The 24182-nt window shown below is 54.1% G+C and carries 20 protein-coding genes; 8 read left to right on the forward strand and 12 right to left on the reverse strand.

The features are described 5' to 3' along the window. The first annotated feature begins 191 nt into the window (after positions 1-191). Positions 192-566 (forward strand): helix-turn-helix domain-containing protein, encoded by a 375-nt coding sequence (locus F5984_RS11660; RefSeq protein ID WP_152124407.1) that lies wholly within the window; start codon positions 192-194, stop codon positions 564-566. A 30-nt stretch (positions 567-596) separates the two neighbouring features. Here F5984_RS11660 and F5984_RS11665 read toward each other — a convergent pair whose 3' ends face one another. Together F5984_RS11665 and F5984_RS11670 are read right to left on the reverse strand one after the other, a co-directional pair. Further along, the gene (locus F5984_RS11665; protein WP_152124408.1) at positions 597-2387 is read right to left on the reverse strand and encodes an ABC transporter ATP-binding protein; all 1791 of its coding nucleotides are present in this window, start codon (positions 2385-2387) and stop codon (positions 597-599) included. Between the two features lie 323 nt (positions 2388-2710). Then, positions 2711-4306, reverse strand: coding sequence for a peptide chain release factor 3 (locus F5984_RS11670; protein WP_152124409.1), 1596 nt, complete (start codon positions 4304-4306; stop codon positions 2711-2713). A 177-nt stretch (positions 4307-4483) separates the two neighbouring features. Between F5984_RS11670 and F5984_RS11675 the strand changes: the two genes are divergently transcribed. Further along, positions 4484-5401, forward strand: coding sequence for an EamA family transporter (locus tag F5984_RS11675; RefSeq protein WP_152124410.1), 918 nt, complete (start codon positions 4484-4486; stop codon positions 5399-5401). Positions 5402-5764: 363 nt separating this feature from the next. Here F5984_RS11675 and F5984_RS11680 read toward each other — a convergent pair whose 3' ends face one another. The 4 genes from F5984_RS11680 to F5984_RS11695 all read right to left on the reverse strand — a co-directional run bounded on the left by F5984_RS11680 (position 5765) and on the right by F5984_RS11695 (position 11755). Then, positions 5765-6526, reverse strand: coding sequence for an SDR family NAD(P)-dependent oxidoreductase (locus F5984_RS11680; RefSeq protein WP_152124411.1), 762 nt, complete (start codon positions 6524-6526; stop codon positions 5765-5767). A 7-nt stretch (positions 6527-6533) separates the two neighbouring features. Continuing rightward, positions 6534-7187 (reverse strand): NUDIX hydrolase, encoded by a 654-nt coding sequence (locus F5984_RS11685; RefSeq protein ID WP_152124412.1) that lies wholly within the window; start codon positions 7185-7187, stop codon positions 6534-6536. A 51-nt stretch (positions 7188-7238) separates the two neighbouring features. Next, on the reverse strand, positions 7239-9551 hold the full coding sequence (locus F5984_RS11690) for a glycoside hydrolase family 20 protein (protein WP_152124413.1): 2313 nt from the start codon (positions 9549-9551) through the stop codon (positions 7239-7241). Positions 9552-9982: 431 nt separating this feature from the next. Next, positions 9983-11755: a metallophosphoesterase gene (locus tag F5984_RS11695; protein ID WP_152124414.1), complete on the reverse strand. Its 1773-nt coding sequence runs from the start codon at positions 11753-11755 to the stop codon at positions 9983-9985. Between the two features lie 148 nt (positions 11756-11903). Here F5984_RS11695 and F5984_RS11700 point away from each other — a divergent pair, with 148 nt between their 5' ends. The 3 genes from F5984_RS11700 to F5984_RS11710 all read left to right on the forward strand — a co-directional run bounded on the left by F5984_RS11700 (position 11904) and on the right by F5984_RS11710 (position 13857). Then, positions 11904-12188, forward strand: a complete 285-nt coding sequence (locus F5984_RS11700) for a hypothetical protein (RefSeq protein ID WP_152124415.1) — start codon at positions 11904-11906, stop codon at positions 12186-12188. Positions 12189-12476: 288 nt separating this feature from the next. Next, positions 12477-12656, forward strand: a complete 180-nt coding sequence (locus F5984_RS11705; protein WP_152124416.1) for a hypothetical protein — start codon at positions 12477-12479, stop codon at positions 12654-12656. Further along, the gene (locus F5984_RS11710) at positions 12646-13857 is read left to right on the forward strand and encodes a methionine aminotransferase (RefSeq protein WP_152124417.1); all 1212 of its coding nucleotides are present in this window, start codon (positions 12646-12648) and stop codon (positions 13855-13857) included. The genes F5984_RS11705 and F5984_RS11710 overlap by 11 nt, the downstream gene beginning before the upstream one ends. 367 nt (positions 13858-14224) lie before the next feature. On the opposite strand, the gene F5984_RS11715 is transcribed toward F5984_RS11710, so the two are convergent. From F5984_RS11715 to F5984_RS11730, 4 genes are all read right to left on the reverse strand, one after another. Beyond that, on the reverse strand, positions 14225-15010 hold the full coding sequence (locus F5984_RS11715; RefSeq protein WP_152124418.1) for a LytR/AlgR family response regulator transcription factor: 786 nt from the start codon (positions 15008-15010) through the stop codon (positions 14225-14227). Between the two features lie 102 nt (positions 15011-15112). After that, positions 15113-16591, reverse strand: coding sequence for a histidine kinase (locus tag F5984_RS11720; protein WP_152124419.1), 1479 nt, complete (start codon positions 16589-16591; stop codon positions 15113-15115). A 4-nt stretch (positions 16592-16595) separates the two neighbouring features. Continuing rightward, entirely contained in the window at positions 16596-17249 is a 654-nt protein-coding gene (locus F5984_RS11725; protein ID WP_152124420.1) for a hypothetical protein, read from the reverse strand. Between the two features lie 39 nt (positions 17250-17288). Beyond that, on the reverse strand, positions 17289-19517 hold the full coding sequence (locus F5984_RS11730) for a TonB-dependent receptor (protein ID WP_152124421.1): 2229 nt from the start codon (positions 19515-19517) through the stop codon (positions 17289-17291). Between the two features lie 126 nt (positions 19518-19643). Between F5984_RS11730 and F5984_RS11735 the strand changes: the two genes are divergently transcribed. From F5984_RS11735 to F5984_RS11745, 3 genes are all read left to right on the forward strand, one after another. After that, the gene (locus F5984_RS11735; RefSeq protein ID WP_152124422.1) at positions 19644-20510 is read left to right on the forward strand and encodes a mechanosensitive ion channel family protein; all 867 of its coding nucleotides are present in this window, start codon (positions 19644-19646) and stop codon (positions 20508-20510) included. Positions 20511-20845: 335 nt separating this feature from the next. Continuing rightward, the gene (locus F5984_RS11740; protein ID WP_152124423.1) at positions 20846-21817 is read left to right on the forward strand and encodes a TolB family protein; all 972 of its coding nucleotides are present in this window, start codon (positions 20846-20848) and stop codon (positions 21815-21817) included. A gap of 35 nt (positions 21818-21852) precedes the next feature. Continuing rightward, positions 21853-22134: a hypothetical protein gene (locus F5984_RS11745; RefSeq protein WP_152124424.1), complete on the forward strand. Its 282-nt coding sequence runs from the start codon at positions 21853-21855 to the stop codon at positions 22132-22134. Positions 22135-22212: 78 nt separating this feature from the next. Here F5984_RS11745 and F5984_RS11750 read toward each other — a convergent pair whose 3' ends face one another. Together F5984_RS11750 and F5984_RS11755 are read right to left on the reverse strand one after the other, a co-directional pair. Beyond that, positions 22213-23292, reverse strand: coding sequence for a cytochrome-c peroxidase (locus F5984_RS11750; RefSeq protein ID WP_152124425.1), 1080 nt, complete (start codon positions 23290-23292; stop codon positions 22213-22215). Next, positions 23289-24095 carry an MbnP family protein gene (locus F5984_RS11755; protein WP_152124426.1) on the reverse strand — a complete coding sequence of 269 codons (807 nt, stop codon included), beginning with the start codon at positions 24093-24095 and terminating at the stop codon, positions 23289-23291. The genes F5984_RS11750 and F5984_RS11755 overlap by 4 nt, the downstream gene beginning before the upstream one ends. Positions 24096-24182: the final 87 nt, after the last annotated feature.

Here is a 24182-nt window from a genome sequence, read left to right on the forward strand (position 1 = left end):
AATAATATATCATATTTATGCACCAACTCACTCACCATTAAACATTTACATCCATCAAATACAGGTAAACAATTAACTATGAGAGAATTAATGCGCTCATAAAATGCATAAAGCAAAATATAAAATATTTTTATAATACAGTTACAAAGCGTAGTTTTAATAAGTATTTTTAACTAACTGATTATACCACCATGCAATTGAACGACAATATCCGCCATTACTGTAAAGATAAAGGCTATACGCAGGAATGCCTTGCCGAGCACCTCCACATGTCGCAGTCTAATTGGTCGCGCACACTACAAAAACCGATCCCCGACAGCTTACTCCTGCAAATTGCCAAAGCCCTCGCTACCAGGCCTGATGAATTGAAAAACTACCATTTGCCGGTCACTTCTACTGAAAACGAATTATTACATACCGAACTCCGACACAAAGACGAACTAATTGGGTTGCAACAAAAACAAATTGAGCATTTACAGGAACAAAACCGGCTCCTTCATGCCCGTTTGGCAGATTGTTTGCGGGGGGGGGGTAGAACAATAGGAAGTAGCCATAATGCACCCTAATGCAGGCAGCCTACACACGCGCTAAAAAAATCAAACTTCTTCGCCCTGCAACTGCTTGTCGTACAGCTCGCGGTAGGTGCCGTTGAGCGCCATCAGTTCATGGTGCGTACCCTGCTCCACCACGTTACCGTCGTCGAGCACAATAATCCGGTCGGCAAGTTTGGCCGACGACACCCGGTGCGAAATAATTACCGACGTCCGGTCGGCCATGATCCGCTTAAGGTTGTTCAGAATGATGTTTTCGGTATTGGTATCGACCGCCGAAAGGCAATCGTCGAGAATCAGAATTTTAGGGTCGCGGGCAATAGCACGGGCAATGCTAAGACGCTGTTTCTGCCCGCCCGATAGCGTAATACCCCGCTCGCCAATCCGGGTTTCAAATCCTTCGGGGAAGCCCACAATGTTGCCGTAGAGGTCGGCATCGCGCACGGCCTCTTCTACGCGCTCCTGCGGCATGTCGGGCTTGCCAAAACGCACGTTGTTGCTGATGGAATCAGAAAATAGAAACACATCCTGCGGCACGTAGCCCATCTGCTCGCGTAACGAGGTCAGGTTGTAATCGCTGATAGGCCGCCCGTCGATGAGCACCTCCCCGGCCGATACGTCGTACATGCGGGTGATAAGATTAGCCAACGTGCTTTTGCCCGAACCCGTAGTACCCAGAATAGCCACACTCTCCCCCGAACGTGCGTGGAGCGAGAAGTTTTTCAGGGCCACAATGCCCGAATCGGGGTACACAAACCGGACATTACGCAGCTCAATTTCACCCTCGATTTCGCGTATCAGATTTTTCTGCGAAACAATGTTCGTTTTCTCGTTCAGAAACTCGTTGATCCGTTGCTGCGAAGCCGCGGCCCGCTGGGTTTGACTTGTAGTCCAGCCCAAAGCCATTACGGGCCAGGTAAGCATATTCACGTAGATTAGAAACTCCGTGATGTTGCCCGGTGTGAGCCGCCCGGCCAGAATCTCCTGCCCGCCCACATACACCACCAGCACGTTGCTGAGGCCAATGAGCATTACGGTCATAGGCTGCCAAAGGGCATCGACCATCGTGAGCCGGAGCGATTTCTGACGGTATTCGTTGCTTTCGCGCTCAAAATTAGCCGCCGACACATCTTCCTGCACAAACGACTTAAGCACCCGAATCCCCGAAAAAGCCTCCTGTACCGACGTACTCATGCGCGAGAGTGACCGCTGAATCTCTTCAGAACGCGAAATAACGATGTTCTCAACCAGGTAAATACCAATTGAGAGAATAGGCAACGGCAACAGGACATAGGCCGTCAGGCGGGCGTTGATGCTGACCATGTAGCCAATTACAAGCACAAACAAAACCAGCAGGTTCACCCCATACATAATGCTGGGGCCTACGTACATCCGCACCTTGCTTACGTCTTCCGAAATACGGGCCATCAAATCGCCGGTATTGTGCTGCCGGTAAAAGCTCAGGGGCAGGGTCTGGTAATGATCGTAGATCTCGTTTTTGAGGTCGTACTCAATATGGCGCGACATCACGATGAGCGTTTGCCGCACCAGAAACAAAAAGAAGCCTTTGAGCAGGGCCAGCCCCAGAATCAGGAATCCGTAAAGCAGAATACTAAAGGCAAAAATGTCGTACAAAGCCGACTGTAGCCCTGAGCCAGCGTAGAGATAATAAATATCGAGGGTTTCGCTCACCAGATCGAGCGCGTAGCGAACCAGTTGGGCCGGGAAGATACCAAACAGGTTAGAGACAAACGTAAAAACCGTTCCCCAAATCAGGTACCACTTGTATTTGGCGAGGTACTTGTTGAGGTGAGCTAAATGGGCAAATGTCTTCACAGAAAAGGGGCAACGTTTAGTTGGCTAACTGCCAGTTTGGGCGAAAAGTTGCAGTGATTGGAGGGGCTGTTGGTCCGGTTATTTGTTCATACAGATATTGCCTTGTCAGGAATTGATTCGCTTACCAACGCACCAACGTCTTTTGCCCCGTCGGGGCTGCCTGTCAATAGCTCAGGTCATGTGCCAGACCCGTTTTACCCCAATAGGGGTTTTCCAATGACCCAACCTGTAAACCATCTGGTCGGATGGTTTACAGGTTTGTAACAAAGAAGGGTCAGCCTCAGCCGACCCTTCTCCTTTTCTCCCTTCCTTCTTTTTCCCCTCTAATACACCTCACTCGTTTTAAACTCCGAGGTTTGATGGAACTGAATATCGGGGTTATTCTGACTGTTCATGCGCAGAATCCAGTCTGACTCAGCCAGAAAAACAGGATTTTTGTCTTTATCGTAACCAATCTGATTGCCTTTAAGCCGGATAAACTCGGTTAGCTTTACCGGGTTTTCGGCCGTAATCCAGGTGGCTTTGGTGTAATTCATCGGCACCCAGCGGCATTTGGCCCCGTACTCGTTTTCGAGCCGGTACTGAATTACCTCAAACTGAAGTTCGCCCACGGTACCCACAATCTTGCGGTTGCCGGGTTGCAGCGTAAACAGCTGTGCTACGCCCTCATCGGTCAGTTGCTCAATCCCTTTGTCTAATTGCTTCGACTTCATGGGGTCGAGGTTGATAAGCTCCTTGAAAATTTCGGGCGAAAAGCTCGGAATGCCCTGAAATTGCAGGTCTTCGCCCTCGGTGAGCGTATCGCCAATTTTGAAGTTACCAGTATCGTACAGGCCCACCACATCGCCGGGGAAACCCTCGTCCATCACGGCTTTGGCATCGGCCATGAAGCTGAACGGGCTGCTAAACCGCACGTCTTTGTCGAGCCGGGTATGGTGGTAAAACTTACCACGCTCAAACTTACCCGAACAGATACGCAGAAAAGCGATCCGGTCGCGGTGGCGGGGGTCGAGGTTGGCGTGGATTTTAAACACAAACCCGGTAAACCGCTTCTCGTCGGGCGTTACGGGGCGCTTGTCGGTAGGCCGACCTACGGGCTCAGGCGAGAGCGAGCAGAACGCATCGAGCAGCTCTTTCACCCCGAAGTTGTTTACCGCTGACCCAAAAAATACCGGCGCCAGTTTGCCGTTCAGATAAGCTTCCCGGTCGAAAGCGTCGTACACACCCTCAATCAGTTCAACATCTTCGCGGAGCTGATCGGCATCGCGTTGGCCTACTTTCTCATCGAGTACGGGCGTGTTGATGTCGATTTCGAGTACATCGTCTTCCAGCCGGGTTTTATTTACCTTAAAGAAGTTCAGTTTCTGATCAATCAGGCTGTACACCCCTTTGAAGTTCTGCCCCATGTTGACGGGCCATGCCAATGGGCGCACCCGGATGTTCAGTTTTTCTTCGAGTTCATCGAGCAGGTCGAACGGGTTTTTGCCTTCCCGGTCCATCTTGTTCACAAAGATCATCACGGGGGTATCGCGCATCCGGCATACCTCCATGAGTCGCTCGGTTTGTTCCTCCACCCCTTTCACGCAGTCGATAACCAGAATAACGCTATCCACAGCCGTAAGGGTGCGGTACGTATCTTCGGCAAAATCTTTGTGGCCCGGCGTATCGAGAATATTAATTTTCAGATCGTTATACTCGAACGTCATTACCGACGTAGCCACCGAAATACCCCGTTGCTTCTCGATTTCCATGAAGTCGGAGGTGGCCGTTTTCTTGATTTTGTTCGATTTTACGGCCCCGGCCACCTGAATGGCTCCCCCGAAAAGCAGCAACTTTTCGGTGAGGGTGGTTTTACCGGCGTCGGGGTGGCTGATAATGGCAAACGTCCGCCGACGGGCAATCTCCTGCTGTATACTCATCGCGTATTTTCCTCAGAAATAAAGGACAAAGATACGAAAAAAAGGGCGGACTGCCCGCGACCCTCGCCCGACAAACCCGGCGCGGTTTGCCATTTACTCATACTTCAAAAAATATAGATCATCATGGAACCCAAAGCCCCCAGCCTGTGTGTTGCTTAGGAAAGTACAATTTTAGGTATGCAGTCTGTTGCTTCTCCAATTGCCGCACAGCCCCGTCGGTTGACGCTGTGGCTGGCCCTCGCTTCGGTTTATATTCTGTGGGGGTCAACGTATCTGTTTATCCATTTTATGACCGAACAGATGCCTCCGCTCTACATGGCGTCGATGCGGTTTTTGGTGGCGGGTACGCTCCTGTACACCTACGCCCGCGTAACGGGCACGCCCCGGCCTACGTTGAACCAGATTCGCTCAGCAGGGGCTGTTGGTATTCTGCTGCTGGGCATTGCCAACGGATGTTTGACCATTGCCATTCAGCACATCCCAACGGGTATGGCCGCGCTCATTGCGGGCACTCTGCCGGTGTTTTTGCTGTCGCTCAACTGGGTGTCGTTTGGCAAAACCCGCCCCTCGAATCTGGCATTAGCGGGCCTTTTACTCGGCTTTGTAGGCGTCTATTTTCTGATCAAGCCCGATAAATTGCAGGGCGGTTCGGCCGACCATAACCTCATTGGGGCCGGACTTATCATGATCGGAAACCTGGCCTGGGCTATGGGCACCCTCATGTCGCCCCGACTCAATTTACCCTCACCGTTTATGTCGAGCGGTATTCAGATGCTGGCCGGTGCGGCAGCCCTGCTCACGGTCAGCCTCCTGACCGAGCCGGTTACGCTGTTTAGTATTGTCGATGCCCCTACCAAAGCCATTGGCTCGTTGTGGTATCTGGTCATTTTTGGGTCTATCATCGGGTTTTCGTCGTATGCGTGGCTAGCCCGCAACGCGCCCCCTACCCTCCTGTCGACCTACGCCTACGTTAACCCTGTGGTGGCGATGTTGCTCGGCACCTTGTTTGCCGGCGAAATTCTCACCAGCCAATCGCTCATTGGGGCGGGCATCGTGGTAGCGGGCGTGGTACTCATCACGCTGGGACGGAAGTAAACGTAACGCGAACTATTCGATTTTTTAGGTTGTAAGAAGCTGACCGGTACGCCGGTGCGGCATAGCCCTTCGACACCTTCAACAGGCTCAGAGAGACCCAGAACTTGAATCTAATTGACTAATTTGGTTCTATTTGACCGTCACCCTGAGCCTGTCGAAGGGCTACGCGCCAGCATTTTTATACAACTCGCTGTTAATCAAGAGCATTTCTCAATAAAACTCACAGTTCGCGTTAAACGTAAACTCTGGATCATTGCTGGCGCGAGTGAGCCGCAATAGGGGTCTTGTAAAATCCCGTAAATAGGATGCCAGATTCCAATCCAACTTTGGGCTGGCGCGAGTGAGCCGCAAGATATTGCGGCTCTACGGGGTTGGCGGGGGGCTAACGCTCGTCCAGCCACCGTCGACAACGAGGCTTTGGCCGGTGATGTGCCGCGAGGCCGGGTGAAGCAAAAACAGGGCAGCATGGGTCATGTCGGCCACAGTTGCCGGGCGGCCCATGGGCGTAATCCGCGACCAGATGGGTACGTAGGCCGGGTCGTCAAGGGTGCGCTCGGTTTGGGTAGCACCGGGTGCCAATGCGTTGATGGTGATACCCTGGGGCGACAGGTCGAGCACGAGGTTTTTAGCCAGCATTTCCAAAGCCGCTTTGGTCATGGCGTAGGCCGCCAAACCGGGGTGCGCCTGATGCCCCACGACCGACGACATCAGCAACACGCTACCGCCCCGCCCCTGTTCACGCATTTGCCGGGCTGCGGCCTGCGTCAGAAAGAAACTACCCCGCAAATTCAGGTTGAGCACCCGCTCGAAATGGGCCGGGTCGTACGAGAAAAAATCACCGAACAGGGTCAGGCCTGCGTTGGCAACCACCAAATCGACTCCACCAAACCGGTCAACGGCCGTATCGACCAACTGCTGAATAAAGGGCACCTGGGCGGCATCGCCGGGTAACGCTTCGCAACGCCCCCCTGCCTGACGGATACGCTCGGCCGCTTCAAAACAGAGCGTTTCGTCTAAGTCATTGAGCAGCACGCTGGCCCCCTGCTGGCAAAGGCCCTCGGCAATGGCAAACCCGATACCCTGGCCGGCACCGGTTACAATAGCAGTTTGATTCAGAAAAGACATTCGGGTGTTAGGTTCCTTGCTGGGGTATTTCGGCCGAGGCAATTACCGCCAGCAATTCGCTGATCATCATGGCCGTAGCCCCCCATACTTTGTGATTTTGAATCTGAAAAAAGGGGGCATCAATCAGTACCCCCCGTACCTCAATCTGGGTATCACCCACAATAGTTTCGTCCAGAAACGTAGCCAAAGGCACTTCTACCACCTCCTCCACCTCGCGCGGGTCGGGGTAAAAATCGGGGCGGTGTGGCATAATCCCCACCACGGGCTGCACAAAAAAGTTGCTCGGCGGAATATACAGCTCCGTCAGTTGACCCAGTACCTGCACATCTGTCACCCGGATACCAATTTCCTCCTGAGCCTCGCGCAGCGCCGTTCGGATCAGATTTTCGTCGGTACGCTCCATACGCCCTCCCGGAAACGCCATCTGCCCCGCGTGTACACCGTCGTAAATGGGCCGCAGAATAAGCGGCAGGTAGATTTCGCCCCGGTACGGGTAAAACAAAATCAGGACCGCACTCCGCCGGGCTTTCTCGTTAGGGCGCACACTCATCCGCTGCCGCGACCCCGACATCATGCGCCGGTGTGCAGCCTCGCCGGGTAAAGGTTGCTGCAATCGGCGCCGAAGCGATTCGGTAAAGGTGGCGAATGAGGTATGAGGCATGGTGTCAAGTGGAAAAAAGAAGCGGGTAGGCAGCCCTGGGGCTTTGCCCACTTAATCAACAATAACTTCGTCCATTTCAATCGAGGTCGACTTACCGGCTTCGGGATGACCCACCGGGGCTTTACCCGCGTTTTTGGCCTTGAGCCGCACATAGCGCGCCTTGGCCGTTTTGAAATCGGCCACAACCGGCACCACCGCCCAGGTTCCTTCGAGGGGTACATTGACCGGCTGGGCAATAGCCTCCTTGAAATCGCTACCATCGCGGCTGAGGGCAATCTCGACCGATGTCGGTGGGAATATCCGATACGGAATCCGTTTGAGGAAATTCGCCGATACCTTTGTTACTGAACGAACCTCGCCGAGGTCAATTGTGACCTCCAGGTCATTCCCCCACGAGTCGACCCACTCGGTTTGACTTTGCGGCCCCTGAGCCACTTCACCATCGGTCAGTTTGCGGCCGTCAGGGTCTACCTGTTTTACCAGATTGCTCGTGTACGATTTCCCCTTGGCGCGGTGAATCACAAACGTCTCGTTAAGAGTGGCCCCTGTTGTGGTCACGGCCCGGAGCGTAGTGGTTTTGTTCAGCGTAATGGGCCCAATATACTCGGTTGAGCTCGTGTTAGGCTGCCGACCGTTGGTGGTATAATAAATCTTGCTGTCGGAATCCGATTTTTCGAGACGCACCTGCAATTGGCCCTCATTGCCAAACTGCGTAGTGGCCCGCACATCGAACAGGCGCTTGCTGTAGTTGACGCCCAGATAATCGAGTCGTCGGAGGTGGTTTTTGAGCCGCACGGCAAAGTCCTCGAAATTGCGCGGGCCCTCGGGCATCCAGCCAATTTCGGCCAGGGCAATAGCCCGTGGGTAGCTCATGTACTCCACCTGTTCGGGGGTTTTCATGTACTCCGTCCAGACGTTGCCCTGTACGCCCAGAATGTATTTTTTCTGCTCCGGCGTCAGCTCGGCGGGGGTAGGTTCGTACCCATATATTTTCTCAACGGTCAGCAGGCCCCCAATTGCCAGCGGCTCCTGCGTGGGTTCGCCCTGATACTTGTCGAGGTAGCAAAACGCACCCGGCGTCATCACAACCGTATGCTTTTGTTTGGCCGCTTCGATACCGCCCTCGGTACCGCGCCAGCTCATCACGGTCGCGTTGGGGGCCAGGCCGCCCTCCAGAATTTCGTCCCAGCCGATAATAGCGCGGCCTTTGGCGGTCACAAACTTATCGATCCGGCGGATGAAATAGCTTTGCAGCTCCTCCTCGGTTTTGAGTTTCTGCTGCTTCATCAGGTTCTGGCAAAAGGCGCTCTTTTTCCAGGCTTCCTTGGGGCACTCATCGCCCCCGATATGGATGTATTTACCCGGAAAGAGGGCCATCACCTCCGTCAGTACGTCCTGCAAAAACGTAAAGGTTTTTTCGGTGGGGCAGTACACATCCTCGTACACACCCCAGATTTTGCCTACTTCGTACCGTTTGGTGGGCTCGCACGACAGTTCGGGGTAAGCCGAGATAGCCGCCAACGCGTGACCCGGCAGTTCAATTTCGGGGATAATGGTCACGTGCCGGGCGGCCGCGTACCGAACCACGTCTTTGATCTGCTCCTGGGTGTAAAAGCCGCCATGGGGCTGCCCGTCGTACCGGAAGGGATAATTTTCGCCGTAATGCCCGGCCAACGTTTCGGTACGGGTGCTACCCACCTGCGTTAGTTTGGGGTACTTTTTGATTTCGATGCGCCAGCCCTGATCGTCGGTCAGGTGCCAGTGAAACGTATTCATTTTGTGCCGGGCCAGTAGGTCGATATACTTCTTCACAAACGCCACGGGCATGAAATGGCGGCTTACATCGAGCATCAGCCCCCGGTAGGCGTAGCGGGGCCGGTCGAGAATCTGGCAGGCTGGCATGGCCCACGTCACGCCCGACACCGTTTTGGGGCTGAAGGCTTCGGTAGGCAGCAGTTGCAACAGCGTTTGCACGGCGTAGAAATACCCTTTGGGCGTTTCGGCCTCAACCGTGACACGGTCGGGCGTTACGCGGAGCAGGTAGCCCTCGGACCCGCAACGGCCACCCGTATGCGCCTGAAAAACAATGTGCTTACCCTTAGCAAAGGCGGGCGTTGGCGCCATTACTGTTACGGGCAAGCCCGTAGCCGTGCGAAGCTGCGTCGACAGCAGTTGGGCAGCGGCCTGTTGTTTGGCGTCTTTGGGCGCGGCCAGAATCCGGGTGAAGGCCGTCAGGGTAAACTGCCCATCCTGCCCCGCAAATTGCGCCGGAAACGGAATCAGGTTATATGTATTTTCGGTCTGGGCAAACACTCCCCCCGATACAGACACAAACAGCCAAAGGGCCAAAACACAACGAAGCATACAGAGTGGGGTAATTAGTAGGGTTTATAGTTTTGAGTAAATGTATAGGGCAAAATGTATAATGATGGAGCCGATTATCAGCAGAGAAACCAATTATTCATTATCCATTTTACATTGTTCATTCACTTAAGTAATCAAGCAGAATTAAACTGAAGTACTTAAAATAGACGTTTTTGTCATCCCGACGCAGGAGGGATCTTTCTAATTGACTGACTGTAAGATCCCTCCTGCGTCGGAATGACAAAGCAAAATCTAAACTGATTCTGATCCACTACTTACAAGGCAACGGATTCACGAACGGAACCTTGTGTGAATCGTTAAGGCGGACCAAAGACCACCAAAACCGGAACGCCAACCGCCAGAAACTAAAAGCTAAGAACTAAAAACTAAATAAAGTAAACGACAAAAGTACGGAGCGGAAACCGAAGTTTTTACTGACGCACCACCCGCCGATTGAGCACCGTGCCGCCTACCTGCACCCGAATAGTGTACACGCCCGGCTGGGGCAGCGTAATCCGGCGCTGATGCGTGAGGGCCGACCGGAGCACGATATGCTGCACCGACCGCCCTGCGGCATCTACCACGTCGATGGTGCTTTCCTGCGGTTTGTTCAGGCTTAGTTCGAGCTGTACCGACTCCGTAGTAGGGTTCGGAAATACCCGCAACTGCCCCTCGGCAAAGGTTTCGGTGGCGGTAGGAGCCTGTACTGTCAGGTTGAACTCGTCGCGGAGACATCTCTGCTCGTCGGTCACGGCCACGGTGAAGGTGCCCGCCTGCCGGGCCACATACCGGGCCGTGCGCTCGGTTTGGCCGGCTTCGGTCCAGTTGTACCGGGGGGCCGGCCAAGACGCCCGCAATTGCAGCGTATCGCCGTAGTTGAGCCGCAACGACTCGGTTTTGCCTACGTTTTTCATGATCGTGAACCGGTCTCGCACCACGCCATCGGCCGCTACAAACTGCGCGTCGAGCCGGTTGTCGTTAACGTCCAGAATCATAGACCCGCCGGGGTTACGGTGCGTAGCCGCCATAGCCGGGTGATCGGGGTTACCCGCAAAACGACCACCCAAAGCACCACCCGACCCGTTGACCACGTACACCGTACCCTGGCCTTTGGTGAGTATAGGGCACGAGTTGGCCGACCCATCGTACCGGCCGGTGGTGGTTTCGGCCAGGTGAACGGCCGGGTTAAAGGTATTGGCTTTACCCTGAAAATTGCGGATCCGGTACGAGCGTTCGTAGGTATGGCTATGACCGCTCATGACGATGTCGACGTTGTACCGCTCCAGAATGGGCGTCAGGTTTTCGCGCAGGTGTTGCAGCACAATTTCCACGTCGGAGTCGCGGGCCGAGCGGGTGTAGGGCGGATGGTGGAAAAACACCACCGTCCAGGGCTGTTTATTGGCGGCCAGGTCGCGTTCGAGCCAGCGCACCTGTGGGCTGGAGGGGTCGTAGAGGGCCCACTGGCCACCCTCCATCCCAAACGAATCGAGCGATACAAAATGCACATTGCCGTAATCGAACGAGTAGTACATTTTGGAGCCGGAGGGCACCCCGCCAGCCTGCCCGGTTTGCGGAAAACTGAAAATATTGAAATACGGGCTATCGAATTTCTGGTTCTGATCGGCGTAGTCGTGATTGCCGGGGGTAGCGTACGAAGGCAAGCTTCGGAGGTGCTCAGGGTACACATCGAACACATAGCGTTGAAACTCTTCTTCGGTACCGCAGCAGTAGGCGTTATCGCCGAGCCAGATCCAGAGTTCGGCGGGTTGGTTAGCGGTTGCCTTGCGGTACTGCTCGTACACGGCCATCTGGTTGGGGGTACCATCACCAAAATCGCCCAGCGACCAGATCCGAAACGGGCGGGTGTCGCCCGGGGGCAGGGCTGTTTTGAAGGTATGGCCCGCATCGCCCGCCAGCCGGGTATCGGCCTGCCCAATGGCATAGTAGTAGCGGGTGGCCGGGCTGAGCCCCGTGAGCGACAGAACGTGCTCGGTAACCGGGGTTTTATCTTCGACCGACTGGGTCAGGCTATTGGGTGTGGTTCCGTACCAAACCCGTGTTTCGGTGGGAACATTGGTGCGCCAGCGGATGGTTATGCCCGTAGACGTGACCACTTGCAGGTAGGGCCCTCGTGTGAGGGTGGGCGTTTGCGCCAAACTGCCCGTAAACAGAAAAAGAAGAAGTGCCGTCAGTAGATAGTGCATAAAATTGTGGGTCAGTCCACAAAGGTAACACCGTTCGGTCAGTCGCGTCAAAGAGACTCAATACTTCGGGGATGATCTTCGTTTATCGGTTGCAATCCCGACAACTTTCCGCACCTTTTTCACGAATAAACCTAATTCTCTCTGGTGTATGAAACGTTTTTTGTCGCTATCGCTGATCGGTAGTGTGCTTTGGCTGACGAATTGTAAAAAACAGGATGAAGTGGCTCCGGTGGGCTGCGATGGGCTTGCCAGCCGGGCCTCGGCGGTATCTAGCGCGGCCCAAGGTTACGCGGCTACGTTCACCAAAACCAACTGCGACGCCTACCGGGCCGCCCTCACGGCCTACATACAAGCGGGCGAGCAATGCCCCGGCACCAGCACCACCGACCTTGCCAACGCCAAAGCCGCCCTTGCCGCGCTCAAGTGCCAGTGAGGGGAAAAGGTACAGGTCTCAAAGACCTACAAGGTTTGCGGGTATGCCTGCAAGAGCTGTCCATCTCGTTTGGAGAGATGACAGCTCTTTTTTGACGCCACTCACTCAAGTCACTCAGTATTTACTCACATTTTAAGATCTTATAGACATGAACAATTACAAAAAACACCTTTCTTTGCAATAGAATACTACTTCAATAGAGTATAAATACTAAAACTCTATCTGGAATAGGGACAATACCAATCATCCTGTGACCCTACGCGTGTCGCCCATCGTTACTGCCAGCTTATGGAACTGATCGAAAAACAAACCGCCCCGCTGAACCCATTTGCCCGTTTGTTTGTGGTTCTGTGGGTAATGGCCCTAGTGGCCGTTGCCGGATTCCAGGCCGTGAAACCAGCCGTATCGAAAGGAGGACCGCATTACGAAACAGGGAAAAAAGTCGTTCTGATCCGCCATGCTCGCTAACGGCCCCCTACCTACCCTACCCGACAAACTTCCCCATGTAGGCACCACCATTTTCACGGTCATGTCGGCGCTGGCTAACCAAACCGGTGCCCTCAACTTATCACAAGGATTTCCGAGTTTCCCAGCCGACCCGGCCCTGCTCGCACTTGTGACCGAGGCTATGGCGCAACACCATAATCAGTATGCCCCCATGCCGGGCGTGCCCGACCTTCGGGAAGCCATTGCAGGCAAGATACAGGCCGATTACGAGGTCGATTACCACCCGGCCGACGAAATTACGGTGACTTCAGGCGCAACCGAGGCTCTGTTCGCGGCTATTTCAACGGTGGTACAGGCCACGGGTACGGGCGGTGGCCCCGACGAGGTAATTGTCTTTGAGCCCGCTTACGATAGCTACGTACCGGCCATTGAACTGAACGGCGGGGTACCGGTGTACGTGTCGCTGGCTCCACCCCATTACGCCATTGACTGGGATGCGGTTCGGGCCAAAATCACCCCGCGTACCCGGCTCATAATGGTTAATACGCCCCACAATCCGACGGGGCGCGTCTGGACCCGCGACGATGTAAATCAACTGGCCGCCATTGCTGAAGCGCACAATTTACTCATTATCAGCGATGAGGTATACGAACACATCGTATTCGATCAGGACACCGGTGCGGGCCGGCAACATCACTCGCTCATGACCCACCCCGGCCTGCGCGAGCGGACGTTTGTGTGTGGGTCGTTCGGGAAAACATTCCACGTAACGGGCTGGAAAATTGGGTACTGCCTCGCCCCCAAAGTCCTGACGGCCGCGTTCCGGAAAATCCATCAGTTTGTAACGTTCAGCGTTCCGACGCCCATGCAGTATGCGCTTGCCCGGTACCTGCAAGAGCCCGAACGCTACCAGACCCTTTCGGCTTTTTACGAACAGAAACGAAATACGTTCCTCGACGCCATTGCCGGTTCGCCGTTTCGGTACATCCCAACGGAGGGCACATTTTTCCAGACACTCGCGTACGGGCACCTCACCGACGAGCCCGACACTGAACTGGCCATCCGCCTGACCCACGAAATTGGGGTAGCTTCTATCCCGCTATCGGTGTTTTACCACGACCGGCGCGACTACCGGATGCTGCGCTTTTGCTTTGCCAAAGACGACGCCATGCTCCGCGAAGCCGGCTCGCGGCTGAAAGCCTGGGCCAACGGCCTGGTTTAAGGTTTTTGGTTAAAACTGAGTGCTCCTTTGCGCTTAATCCAATGTGAGTTATGGATAAGACACATTGCAAAATTCCTGTTATACAAGTAGTTGCTGACGCAAGGGCCTTCGACAGGCTCAGGCTGACGGGCAGCTCACAAATTTGCGGTCAGCCCGGCCCGCGTGCGGTTGAGCCTGTCGAAGGCCCGTGCGTCAGCCATTATGCATAATTCACGTTAATCTAAAACCGGAGAGCCAGCCACTCATTTTAAATGATAATATAGAATACACAATGAACAACTGACTTATCTACTGATAATCAACCCTTTCACTATACATTTTTCGTTATTCATTATGCATTTAATTCTGCCCAATTACTCAAAAACAATCAAATCTCCAGCAAGCTTTTAACGGCATCGGCGTAGGTTGAGCCACTGGTGAGTTTGGTACTTTTTTTGTCGCTCAGAACAATCAGAAACTTACCGTCGAAATGCTTCACCACCTCGCTGATACGGTGCACGTTGACCAGCGCCGAACGGCTGATTCGGACAAACGTATTGGGGAGTTTCTCGGCCAGGGTGGTGATGGTGTACGAGGTCAGAAACTTCTGTCCATCAGTAGTTGAGAGGAATACATACTTGTCTTCAGCCTCGAAAAACGCAATATCGGGCAGCGGAATGAGTTTGATTTTGTCGCCCGTTTTGACCGAAATCGAGTGAATTTCCTTTTTGGGCTGCATCCGTTCGAGCAACTTGAACAGATTGTCGGCATTGGGAAAGTGGTTGGCACTTTCTGACCGGCTCCCCAGCTCCACCACCGACCGGATTTTATGAATCGTTCGCTCCAGCCGTTCGCCTTCAATGGGCTTGAGCAGGTAATCGATGGAGTGCTCTTCAAACGCCCGAATAGCGTATTGGTCGTAAGCCGTCGCGAAAATGACGAGCGGCATATAGGTCAGGCGGGCAAGCATTTCGAACCCGTTGAGCAGAGGCATTTCAATATCGAGAAAGATCACATCAGGCCGTTGGGCTTCAACCAGAGCCAACCCCTCGGCCCCGTTGGCCGCTTCGCCAATCACGGTAAACACATCGGGTTGTTTGCCCAATAGCCGTTTCAGGCGCGAAATAGCCAATGCTTCGTCGTCAATCAGAATCGTTTTTAGAGGGAAGGTCATATTGCAGTGGCAGTGAGCAGTGGCAGTAAATAGTGGCAGTGGGCAGTGACAGTGGCAGTGGGCTGTTCGTTGTTCACTGTTACTGCTTACTGCCACTGCATACTACTTACTGTTCGTTGTCAATCTGTTGAGTTTAATTCCGAGCAGCACCTGTTTGTACGGCTCGTTCTGGAGTTCGACGCGGGCATCGTCGCCGTAGAGGAGCCGAAGTTTTTCCCCAATGCTTCGCAGCCCATAGCCGCTGCCCATTTCTTCGGGAAACGCCGGGCCGTTGTCGTGTACACTCAGAAATACCCAGTCGTCCTGCTGGTAAATTTTAACGTCGATTCGCCCCTGCCCGGCCCGTTTGCTGATACCGTGCTTCACCGCATTCTCCACGATGGGCTGCAACAAAAACTGGGGTACTTTCAGCGCATTAAGCGACTCGTCGGCCAGCGAAACACCAAACTGAAGCCGGTCGCCGAAACGCACGTGCTCCACCTGCAAATAGGTGCGTACCATGTCGAGTTCATCGGCAAGAGTACTCGTATGCGTGCCATCACGACCGGTTGAGTACCGAAACAGCTTCGACAGCAGCAGGGTCATTTCTTCGGCCTTGTCGGGGTCGTCGTGCACCAGACTGGCAATGCTATTGAGGGCATTGTACAGAAAATGCGGGTTTATTTTGGCCTGAAGCGCGTCGAGTTCGGCCTGCGTTTTGAGCTTTTCGAGGTTAAGCAGTTCAAACTCCTGCTCGGTTATTTTGCGCGACAACTGCCGCCCCTGCCGGAGCACATACAGAAACAGATTACCCACGAGTAAGCCCCCTAACACGTAGAGGTACCAGGGAGCCGATTGGGTGCTCATTGGCTGTTGCGTGGCCTGCCGGGCGAGTTGTTTGAACACCTCTTTTCCAAACAATGTGTACGTGACCCAGGCCATAGTCACGTAAACGGGTATAATGGCGAGGCTAACCAACAGATGCCGCAGCCAGATACGCCGAACGGCCCGGTCTAACCAATCGGACATGAAGTAGACCAGCAAAAACACCGTGACCCCCTCGGTCAGATTCTGCCAGACAATGAACCGGTTCAGGTCGGCAATGAGTTTGTTGCTGGATGTGGCAATCAGGTTAGTGAAATACACAATGCCGCTCACGCCATACATGAGCAAGGCCCCCAACACCATCCCGATCAAGACCCCCCAAACGGGTTTTTTGAGCAGATACGTAAGTGTGATGGGCGTGGCCGGGAGCTTGGCCCGCTCCACGTTGTGCGCCCGACCCGTAAACGACATCGATACCCCCGTCAGGTTGGCACCGGTCAGGTCGGCACCGGCCAGCCCGCTGAAATTGAGGTTAGCCCCCGTCAGGTCAGCATCTACAAACGAGGCATTCACTAGCGACGCAAAACTCAGGTTGGCATTCTGGAGCGTAGCCCGGCTGAAATTAGCCCCCGACAGGTCGGAGAAGCTAAAATCAGCATCGGTCAGGTCGAGCCCGCTAAAGTCGAAGTGGGCCAAAGCAGAGCCGCGCATCCGCACGGGCTGTACGGGCCGGTTGGCCGACTGATGCAGTTGTCGTTCGAGTTGTTCGCGGGTCATGGGCTTATTTGCACTTTTCCAGCATGGGGGCTATCTGGGCCTGCCCCCAGTTGGGCGAGAGGTCGCTCTTGGGTTTAAAGGTAGCAAATTTCTCGGCCGCCTTTTTCAGCACCGGACAGGCTGTGGCCGTGCCACCCCCAAACTGCTCAGGCGTGTACATGAGCGACGAGCCTTCGAGTACGTACGGGCGGGGATTGTCGGGGTTGAGCGATTTTGCTTTTTCGATACCCGCCTGAAACTGCGGGCCGTACTGCTGCCAGCGCGCCATTGGGTCGACCACCATCCGGGCCTGCGCAATGTAGGCCCGCAACACGGCCAGTTCGTCGTTGTCGGGCGAGATGGCGTCGGCGGCTTTCAGATGGGCATCGGCTTTGTCGAGATAGGCATCTTTTTCGGCGGCATCTTTCCCCATAAAGCCCAGAAACACGTACTCCAGCCCAGCATAGTAGCGGGGTAGCCACTCCTTTGTTTCAACACTTGCGATGCGCTCAAATCCGTTGGCCGCGGCCAGCATCTCGGCCGGGGGCGTTTTCATATTCTGTCCTTTGAGGGTATTCAGGGCTGCGGTCATGGCCTGTGTGTACTGTTCCGACTGAGCCATTACCGGACTAACAACGCCCATCAGGGCTGCAACAAGCGATACAATCAGGGTTTTCATACGAAAATTATTAAAAGGTAAACGTTTGGAATTGAGCCGTTAGAGCTTGTTCAGATCGACTTTGGCGCGCTTACCGAGCATGATAATGCCGCCCACAAAGAAGGTTCGGTACGTGGTGGGGCCAACAGCGTAGCGGGTACGGCCGGGTTGCCCCTCGGGGTTGGCTGCATACCGGTACGTGAATACGTTACGGGTATTGAGCAAATTATCGACCGAGGCATAGATCACCACAAAATTGCCCTTGAAAGCCGTGATGTAATTGGCCGAAAAACTCACGTTGTGCACGGCTGGGGTACGATCGGTCAGAAACTCGCGCTCAGGCCGGTTGGGATTGTAGTAAGGCCGACCGCTTGTGTACGCATACGTCAGACTCAGATTGGTCCGAATTTTTTCGAAGTACCGACGGGTAATCAGGCTCAGGTTGTGGGTCGATACAAACGTGGGCGTAGCCTGCGTGAGGTAGTTCCGAAACAGCCGCTTCGTATCCACGTAGCTGTATGTCAACCAGTAATCCAGCCCTTTAACACTTGTCTGGTCACGCCAGAACACGTCGAACCCGCCGGCGTATCCCCGGCCCGTGTTATCGGTCGGGCCAAACGGAAACCGGTACGGATTACCCAGATCGGCTCGCCAGTCGAAGCCAGCCGCGCTGCTGGTATCAACCCGCTCGCGTACTAATTGAGCGTAGTTTTTGTAAAACGTCTCGACTCGGAACGTCCGTTTGTTTTTGATTACCTGATAGTTCAGAATCAGGTGGTCGGCCCGCTCATAAGCAAGGGTTCGGTTCCGAAACAGGTAGCTGTAATCGGGTGTCTGGTAAAACTGCCCGGCTGCTAGTGCCACCTGACTGTAAGTCCCCGTTTTGTAGGCCATCGACAGGCGGGGAGCCATATTCATCCGGCCGATTACCGAGGTATATTCGACCCGACCGCCTATTTGCAAAGCCAGTTTACGACCCGCATACACCTGCCATTCGGCAAACGTAGCCGCGTATTGGTCAGTCAGGCTGAAGGCGTTGCCAAACACCGTGTTCCCGAGCCGGATCGCGTGCCATTCGGCCCCAAAAAGGAGCTGACTGTTGCCGGGTAGCGCACGGGTCAGCACGGCCCGCACCTGCGCCCGGCTGTTCTGCCGCGAAAAATCGAACGCCCCCATCGTCATGTCGTCGGTGTCGTGGCTGATCGAAACGCCCGTGTTCAGCGCCCATTTGCCCTCATCCCACGAGTCGGTGTAGGTGCTGTTAATAAACAGGTTTCGGTTGTGTTGATTGAGCGTAGCACGGCCCATTTCGTTGCCAGCCTGCGCCTGAGCCGGGTCGCGGAACACCATTCCCAAACGCGAATCGGAATACATGCCGTAGGCTTTAATCAGGCCATTTTTGGTCGGCTGATACCGGTACGTCAGCGAGGTACCGCCATAGACCGGGGCCTTGAGCCACTCTACATTCTGGGGCACGAGCGCAAAAAACGGGCGCAAGTCGCCATAATACACCGAGGCCGACACCGACGATTTTTCGGTGGCATTGTCGTACGTAACACCCGCACTGGCCAGGTTCAGGCTGAGGCTGACCCCATCCTGTGAGCCCTTGTCGGTGGTATTGAGCAGCAACACGCTCGACAATGCCTGCCCGTACTGTGCCGAATAACCACCCGTGCTGAACGACGTACCTTTGAACTGAAACGGGTTGAAACGCCCCCGCTGCTGCACATCGGGCAGGGATGAGAAAAACGGATTTTGCACAATCAACCCATCAATGACTACTTTGGCTTCGAGGTTAGAGCCACCGCGCACAAACAAACCCGCCTGCTCGCCCACGCGCTGGGCACCGGGCATAAAATTGACAGCACCCGTAATATCGCCGGCTGCCCCGGCGATATTCACGATATCGAGCGCCTTCAGCATCGTCATCCGTTTCGTGTCCGACGCTTCAAACGCCCCGGCCGTAATCACCACGGTATTCAGCTCATTGGCCGACTCCGTCATTTGGACGGTCAGCTCCAGGGGGGTACCGGTAAGGTTTACGGGTTGGGCATAATTCTCGAAACCAACAAACGTTACCAGCAGCGTAGCGGTGTCGCGCCGGGTGGTTGTAAACCGGAAACTACCCGTACTGTCGGCATTGGCTCCGTCGTAGGTGCCCTTGAGGTAGATGTTAGCACCCGGCAGGGCACGGCCACGCTCATCGAGTACGCGCCCCCGGAGCAGGGTTTGGGCCGACGCTCCGGCGGCTATCAGGGCGAAGAAAAAGAAAAGGTAAATGGGCTTCATGGCTTGGAAAACGGGGTGTCGTTCGATTGACGATTCAAACGTACAGCCCACTTCCAGCGTTATTCCCTAAAATCAGACGAACACCCGACCCACGGGAGTCAACTGCCCATTATTGCCGATAGAATTATGCTCAACTTGCCCGAAATCTCCCACCTCTTGTATCAGAAAGTAGCGTTGTGGTTCAACAGTGCGGTTCGTTTTCTGCCCGAAATTGGTATTGCCCTACTGGTTATTTTACTGGCCCGTTTTCTGTCCAACGTGGTCAGTCGGCTTATTGCAAGCGGGCTCGGGCGCGTGAGCGACAATGCCTCGCTCGTAGGGCTGTTGGGCACCGTGGTCAGGATTTTGATTCTGGCCGTCGGTTTGTTTATAGCCCTCGGCATATTGGGCCTCGACAAAACCGTGACCTCGCTACTGGCTGGCGCGGGGGTCATTGCCTTGGCTGTGGGCTTTGCGTTTCAGGATTTGACCGCCAATTTTATTTCGGGCTCCATGATTGCCATTGCCCGCCCTCTCCAAACGGGCGACACCGTCGAAACAAACGGGTTTACGGGCCGGGTGGTAGAGGTAAAACTCCGGTCCATTGTGCTCGACAACGGGCAGGGGCAAACGATCGAAATTCCGAGTAAGGATGTGTTTCAGAAACCCATTACCAACCTTTCGCGGTCGGGGCATCGGCGGCTCGAAATACCTTTTGGGGTTTCGTACCTCGATGACCTGGAGCGGGTGCAACAGGTGGCCCTCGAAGCCATTCGGGCCTTACCGTTTGTGGAGGCCAATTACCCGGTTCAGGTGTATTTTCGGTCGTTCACGCTCGATAACATTCAGGGGTATGTGTGGTTTTGGATCGACGGGCGGGCCACCTCACAACCCGAAGCCCAGAGCGAAGCTATCAAAGCCATCAAAACCGCTTTTGAGCGCGAACAGATTCTGCTGATGTTCCGCCCCGATACACTGGACCTCAAAAAGCGGCTTTCAGAAGCGGGGGGATAACAGACTACGACCGGACCGACGGTCCGCTGGACCACCCCCAACCCGGACCGCCCTCCTTGAACTAAGGAGGAGGTGGGAAAAACGTCAACCCTGACATACAAAAAGGAAATATACAGGCTTTCTTGACAAAAAAAGTATATCATACACCGATATACAGTATACAAAAGCTATATACAAACTATTTAAATAAAAAATATTTACACAATCGTTACATTTCTTATTTTCATTAGTCTTAAGAACTCATTCGCTAATTAGTCTATCTGTGGTTACTCAAATTCATACTTGAGGACGCCACTATCCCTACACGTATTTATCATTATTCTTTCTCAATTACTATGATCTACAAGTCAATTGCTCAGTCTGCTTATGTCATAGCTACCTGCTTGCTTACGCTCAGCTTCAGCACAATCTCGTATGCACAAAAGAGTAGCTTCCCGTCTTCACCCGAAGCAACAGGCAGTGCAGAGGGTTTAACGCGCGAAACTTCAGACCCCGGCCAAGAAGATTACCCCAAAGTAAGCCCCGATGGTAAATGGCTACTATACAATTCGTTGGAAACGACGAGTTATTTAGTGTTACAACCTTCCTGGAAGTTGGATGTCAAAACAAATCGTAAGCTTCAAATTGTAAAGAAACAGATTGGGGTGCCAACCACGAATCCCCTGGTTACACATGCAGCTTACCCAACCTGGCTCCCTGACGGCTCTGGTATTATTTATTCATACGTAGCACCCGAAAAACCCGTCATTGTGCGCTCTAATACCAACGGTGTCGGCCTGAACTACATCTCACAAGCAGCCCTCGGTGACGATGATGCCGAACCTATTATCACCAAGGACGGTAAAACGATCATTTTCACGACTATCCACAGTGGCGAGCGGAAAATTTGCTCGATGGATATCAAAGGCGGCAACTTCTCCATTATTGGCACGGGAAGCCACATAGCTTTCAATCCCAAAAACCCTGATCAGATTATTTACAATGCAATGAGTGGCAAGTTTATCCAGATTTTCACCATGAATCTGAAAACCGGCGAACGAAGCCAGCTAACCACCGGGGATTACAACAACCGCGATGGTGCCTTCTCTCAGGATGGTAAATACATTGCTTTTGTCAGCAATCGCGATGCCCCCAAAAAGCCAAATCATCACCTCTATATTATGAATGTAGACGGGTCGAACATGGTACAGCTCTCGCGGGGCGATACCAACGAAGCCAACCCTTGCTTTGGACCAGACGGCACCATCTTCTTCTCCAGCAATGCCGATAAGAACTACAACATCTGGAAAGTAAAGCCTAAATTTTAATCACCTGAAACACATAACCCCTACCTATTTCTCCCATGGAAGACAATCAGGCTACCAATCTCAACAGTAACCCTGCTCAACCCCAAAGCATCATTGTTACACAGCCCAAAAGCAAGGGACTTGCCTTTCTGTTGTGTTTCCTGTTTGGGCCACTCGGCATGCTCTACACCACCATAACCGGGGCTATTGTCATGTTCATTGTTTCCTTGCTTGCAGCCCTTATCACATTCGGCCTTGGCTTCTTTTTTACCTGGCCTATTTGCATCATCTGGGGCGTTTTGGCCGCTGGCAAAGGCAGTGTAACCGTAGTAAAATAGTGAACACGGGTAAATGCAGAGAGGTAACCAGACTGGTTACCTCTCTGCATTTACCCGTGTGAAGGTTGGGGGTGGTCCTCAATTCGCTATAAACCGACGGTCGCTCAGGAACTCGGTATCGGTGAGGGTGCGCAGAAACGCAATCAGGTCGGTTTGCTCCTGCCGACTCAGTGTGAAGCCCGCTTTAAGCGCCGGGTCGAGCGTGGGCGAGTCGGTGATGCCGCCCGCGTAGTGGGTCAGCACCTGCTCCAGCGTCCAAAACCGGCCATCGTGCATGTACGGGGGCGTACGCTCCACGTTGCGCAGGCTCGGCACCCGGAATTTGTAGCGGTCGTCGGGGTTAAGCGAAATAGCCCCCCGACCAATATCATCCACCTTAGCCGTCGGAATCCGGGGCAGGCCGTTGTTCCGAAACGAGCCATCGGTAAACAAATCGGTGGCGTGGCAACTGGCGCATTTAGCTTTGAATACGGTAAGCCCACGGGTTTCGGTATCGGTCAGGGCCGGGCCCTCGCCCCGCACCGCCTTGTCGTACCGCGAATTGGCCGACACGAGCATCACCATAAACTGCGACAACGCCTTCATCATTCGCTCGGTATTAATCTCTTTGGTGCCAAAAGCCGCTTCGAACAAACCGGGGTACTGCGGGTCTTTGCGGAGTTTAGCCAGCACATTAGCCAGGGTATCGCCCATCTCGACCGGGTTTTGAATAGGCGAAATAGGCAGTAAATCCAGGTCTTGCACACCCCCATCCCAGAAAAACTCCCGCTGCCAGGCCACATTCTGAATGGCAGGTACATTGCGCGTACCAATCTGGTCGCGGATGCCGTGGCTCAGGGCATGGTCGGTATGGGCAAAAGCGGCCGATGGCTGATGACAAAACCCGCACGAAACGGTTCCATCGTGCGAGAGCAGCCCATCGTAAAACAACGCCCGGCCGAGCGCAAACCCCTGTACCGTCACCGGGTTTTTGGCCAGATCGTACACCGGCTCTGGAAAGTTAGCCGGTTTTTTCCAGGCCATTGGCGTGGGTTTGAAACCCGGCGTAGTCGGTTCGGGAGCGGGCTCAGGACTGCCCGCTTCGTTGGGCTGACACGACCAGATACCGCACCAGAGAGCCACCATACCCGCCAGCGTAATCAGATGCCGGTACGTCATCGCTCCAGAGGGGTTATTTGTCGGAAAGAAAACATGCGGGCGTAGTTGTTAGCTACATCGGCCGACTCCGGCGATACCATGATGTCGGATTTCTGAGCCAGACTGAGCCGCTTCGGCCCGTCGAAAACCTTCAGCACATCGGCCCGAATCTGCACGGCCGAAACCGGACCCGTAGTAGCCGTTACAGCCTGTCCGCCAAAATCAAGCGAAACCGTGCGTAGGTTGTTGAGCGTACGGGCTCGGTAGCCGCCAAACAGGCCCACATGAAACCGGTAGTTGCGCTGTCCGGTGGCATCGGGTGCTACGGCGGGCGATGTTCCTTCCAGTTTCAGAAAAATATAACCCGTGTTCCAGTCCCAGTACATACCCGACGTGTGGCCCAGGCCGGGGTCCAGAACGCCTTTGCGCTGCTCAATTCCCGAAACACTCCGCAAACTATCGACCCCAACCATAAACGACAGCCCGGTGTAGGTGCCTTCGGGGAGGTTGTTGAGCCGGAGCGTCCGCGATGCCTCGTCGGAGGCTCGCACCAGAAAATAGCTACTATCCTGAGGAACAACGTACTCCGAGCCGTCGGCCCGGCGCAGTCGGATATTGCTCACAAAATAATCGAGTCGGCTAACAGTGAATGACTCACCAGCCGCGTTGGTGTAGGTGGCATTGCCAAGCGTAAGCGGAGCAGCGCTCACTACGTGCTCAAACTGTAGGGCAAGTGCCCCCGTTTTGGGCGTCATGGTGTCGCGACCACAGGCCCACACCAGCCCCACTATGCCAATCAGAAAGGCGTACAAATTATGTTTCATACCAGACAACCGGTTGTGCCGGTAGGTGCATAACGTTTTGGTTAGCCTCTTGGATATGTAAACTGGCCGGAAATAGGCGGTATTTTG

This window comes from Rudanella paleaurantiibacter (assembly GCF_009184635.1).
Taxonomy (GTDB): domain Bacteria; phylum Bacteroidota; class Bacteroidia; order Cytophagales; family Spirosomataceae; genus Rudanella; species Rudanella paleaurantiibacter.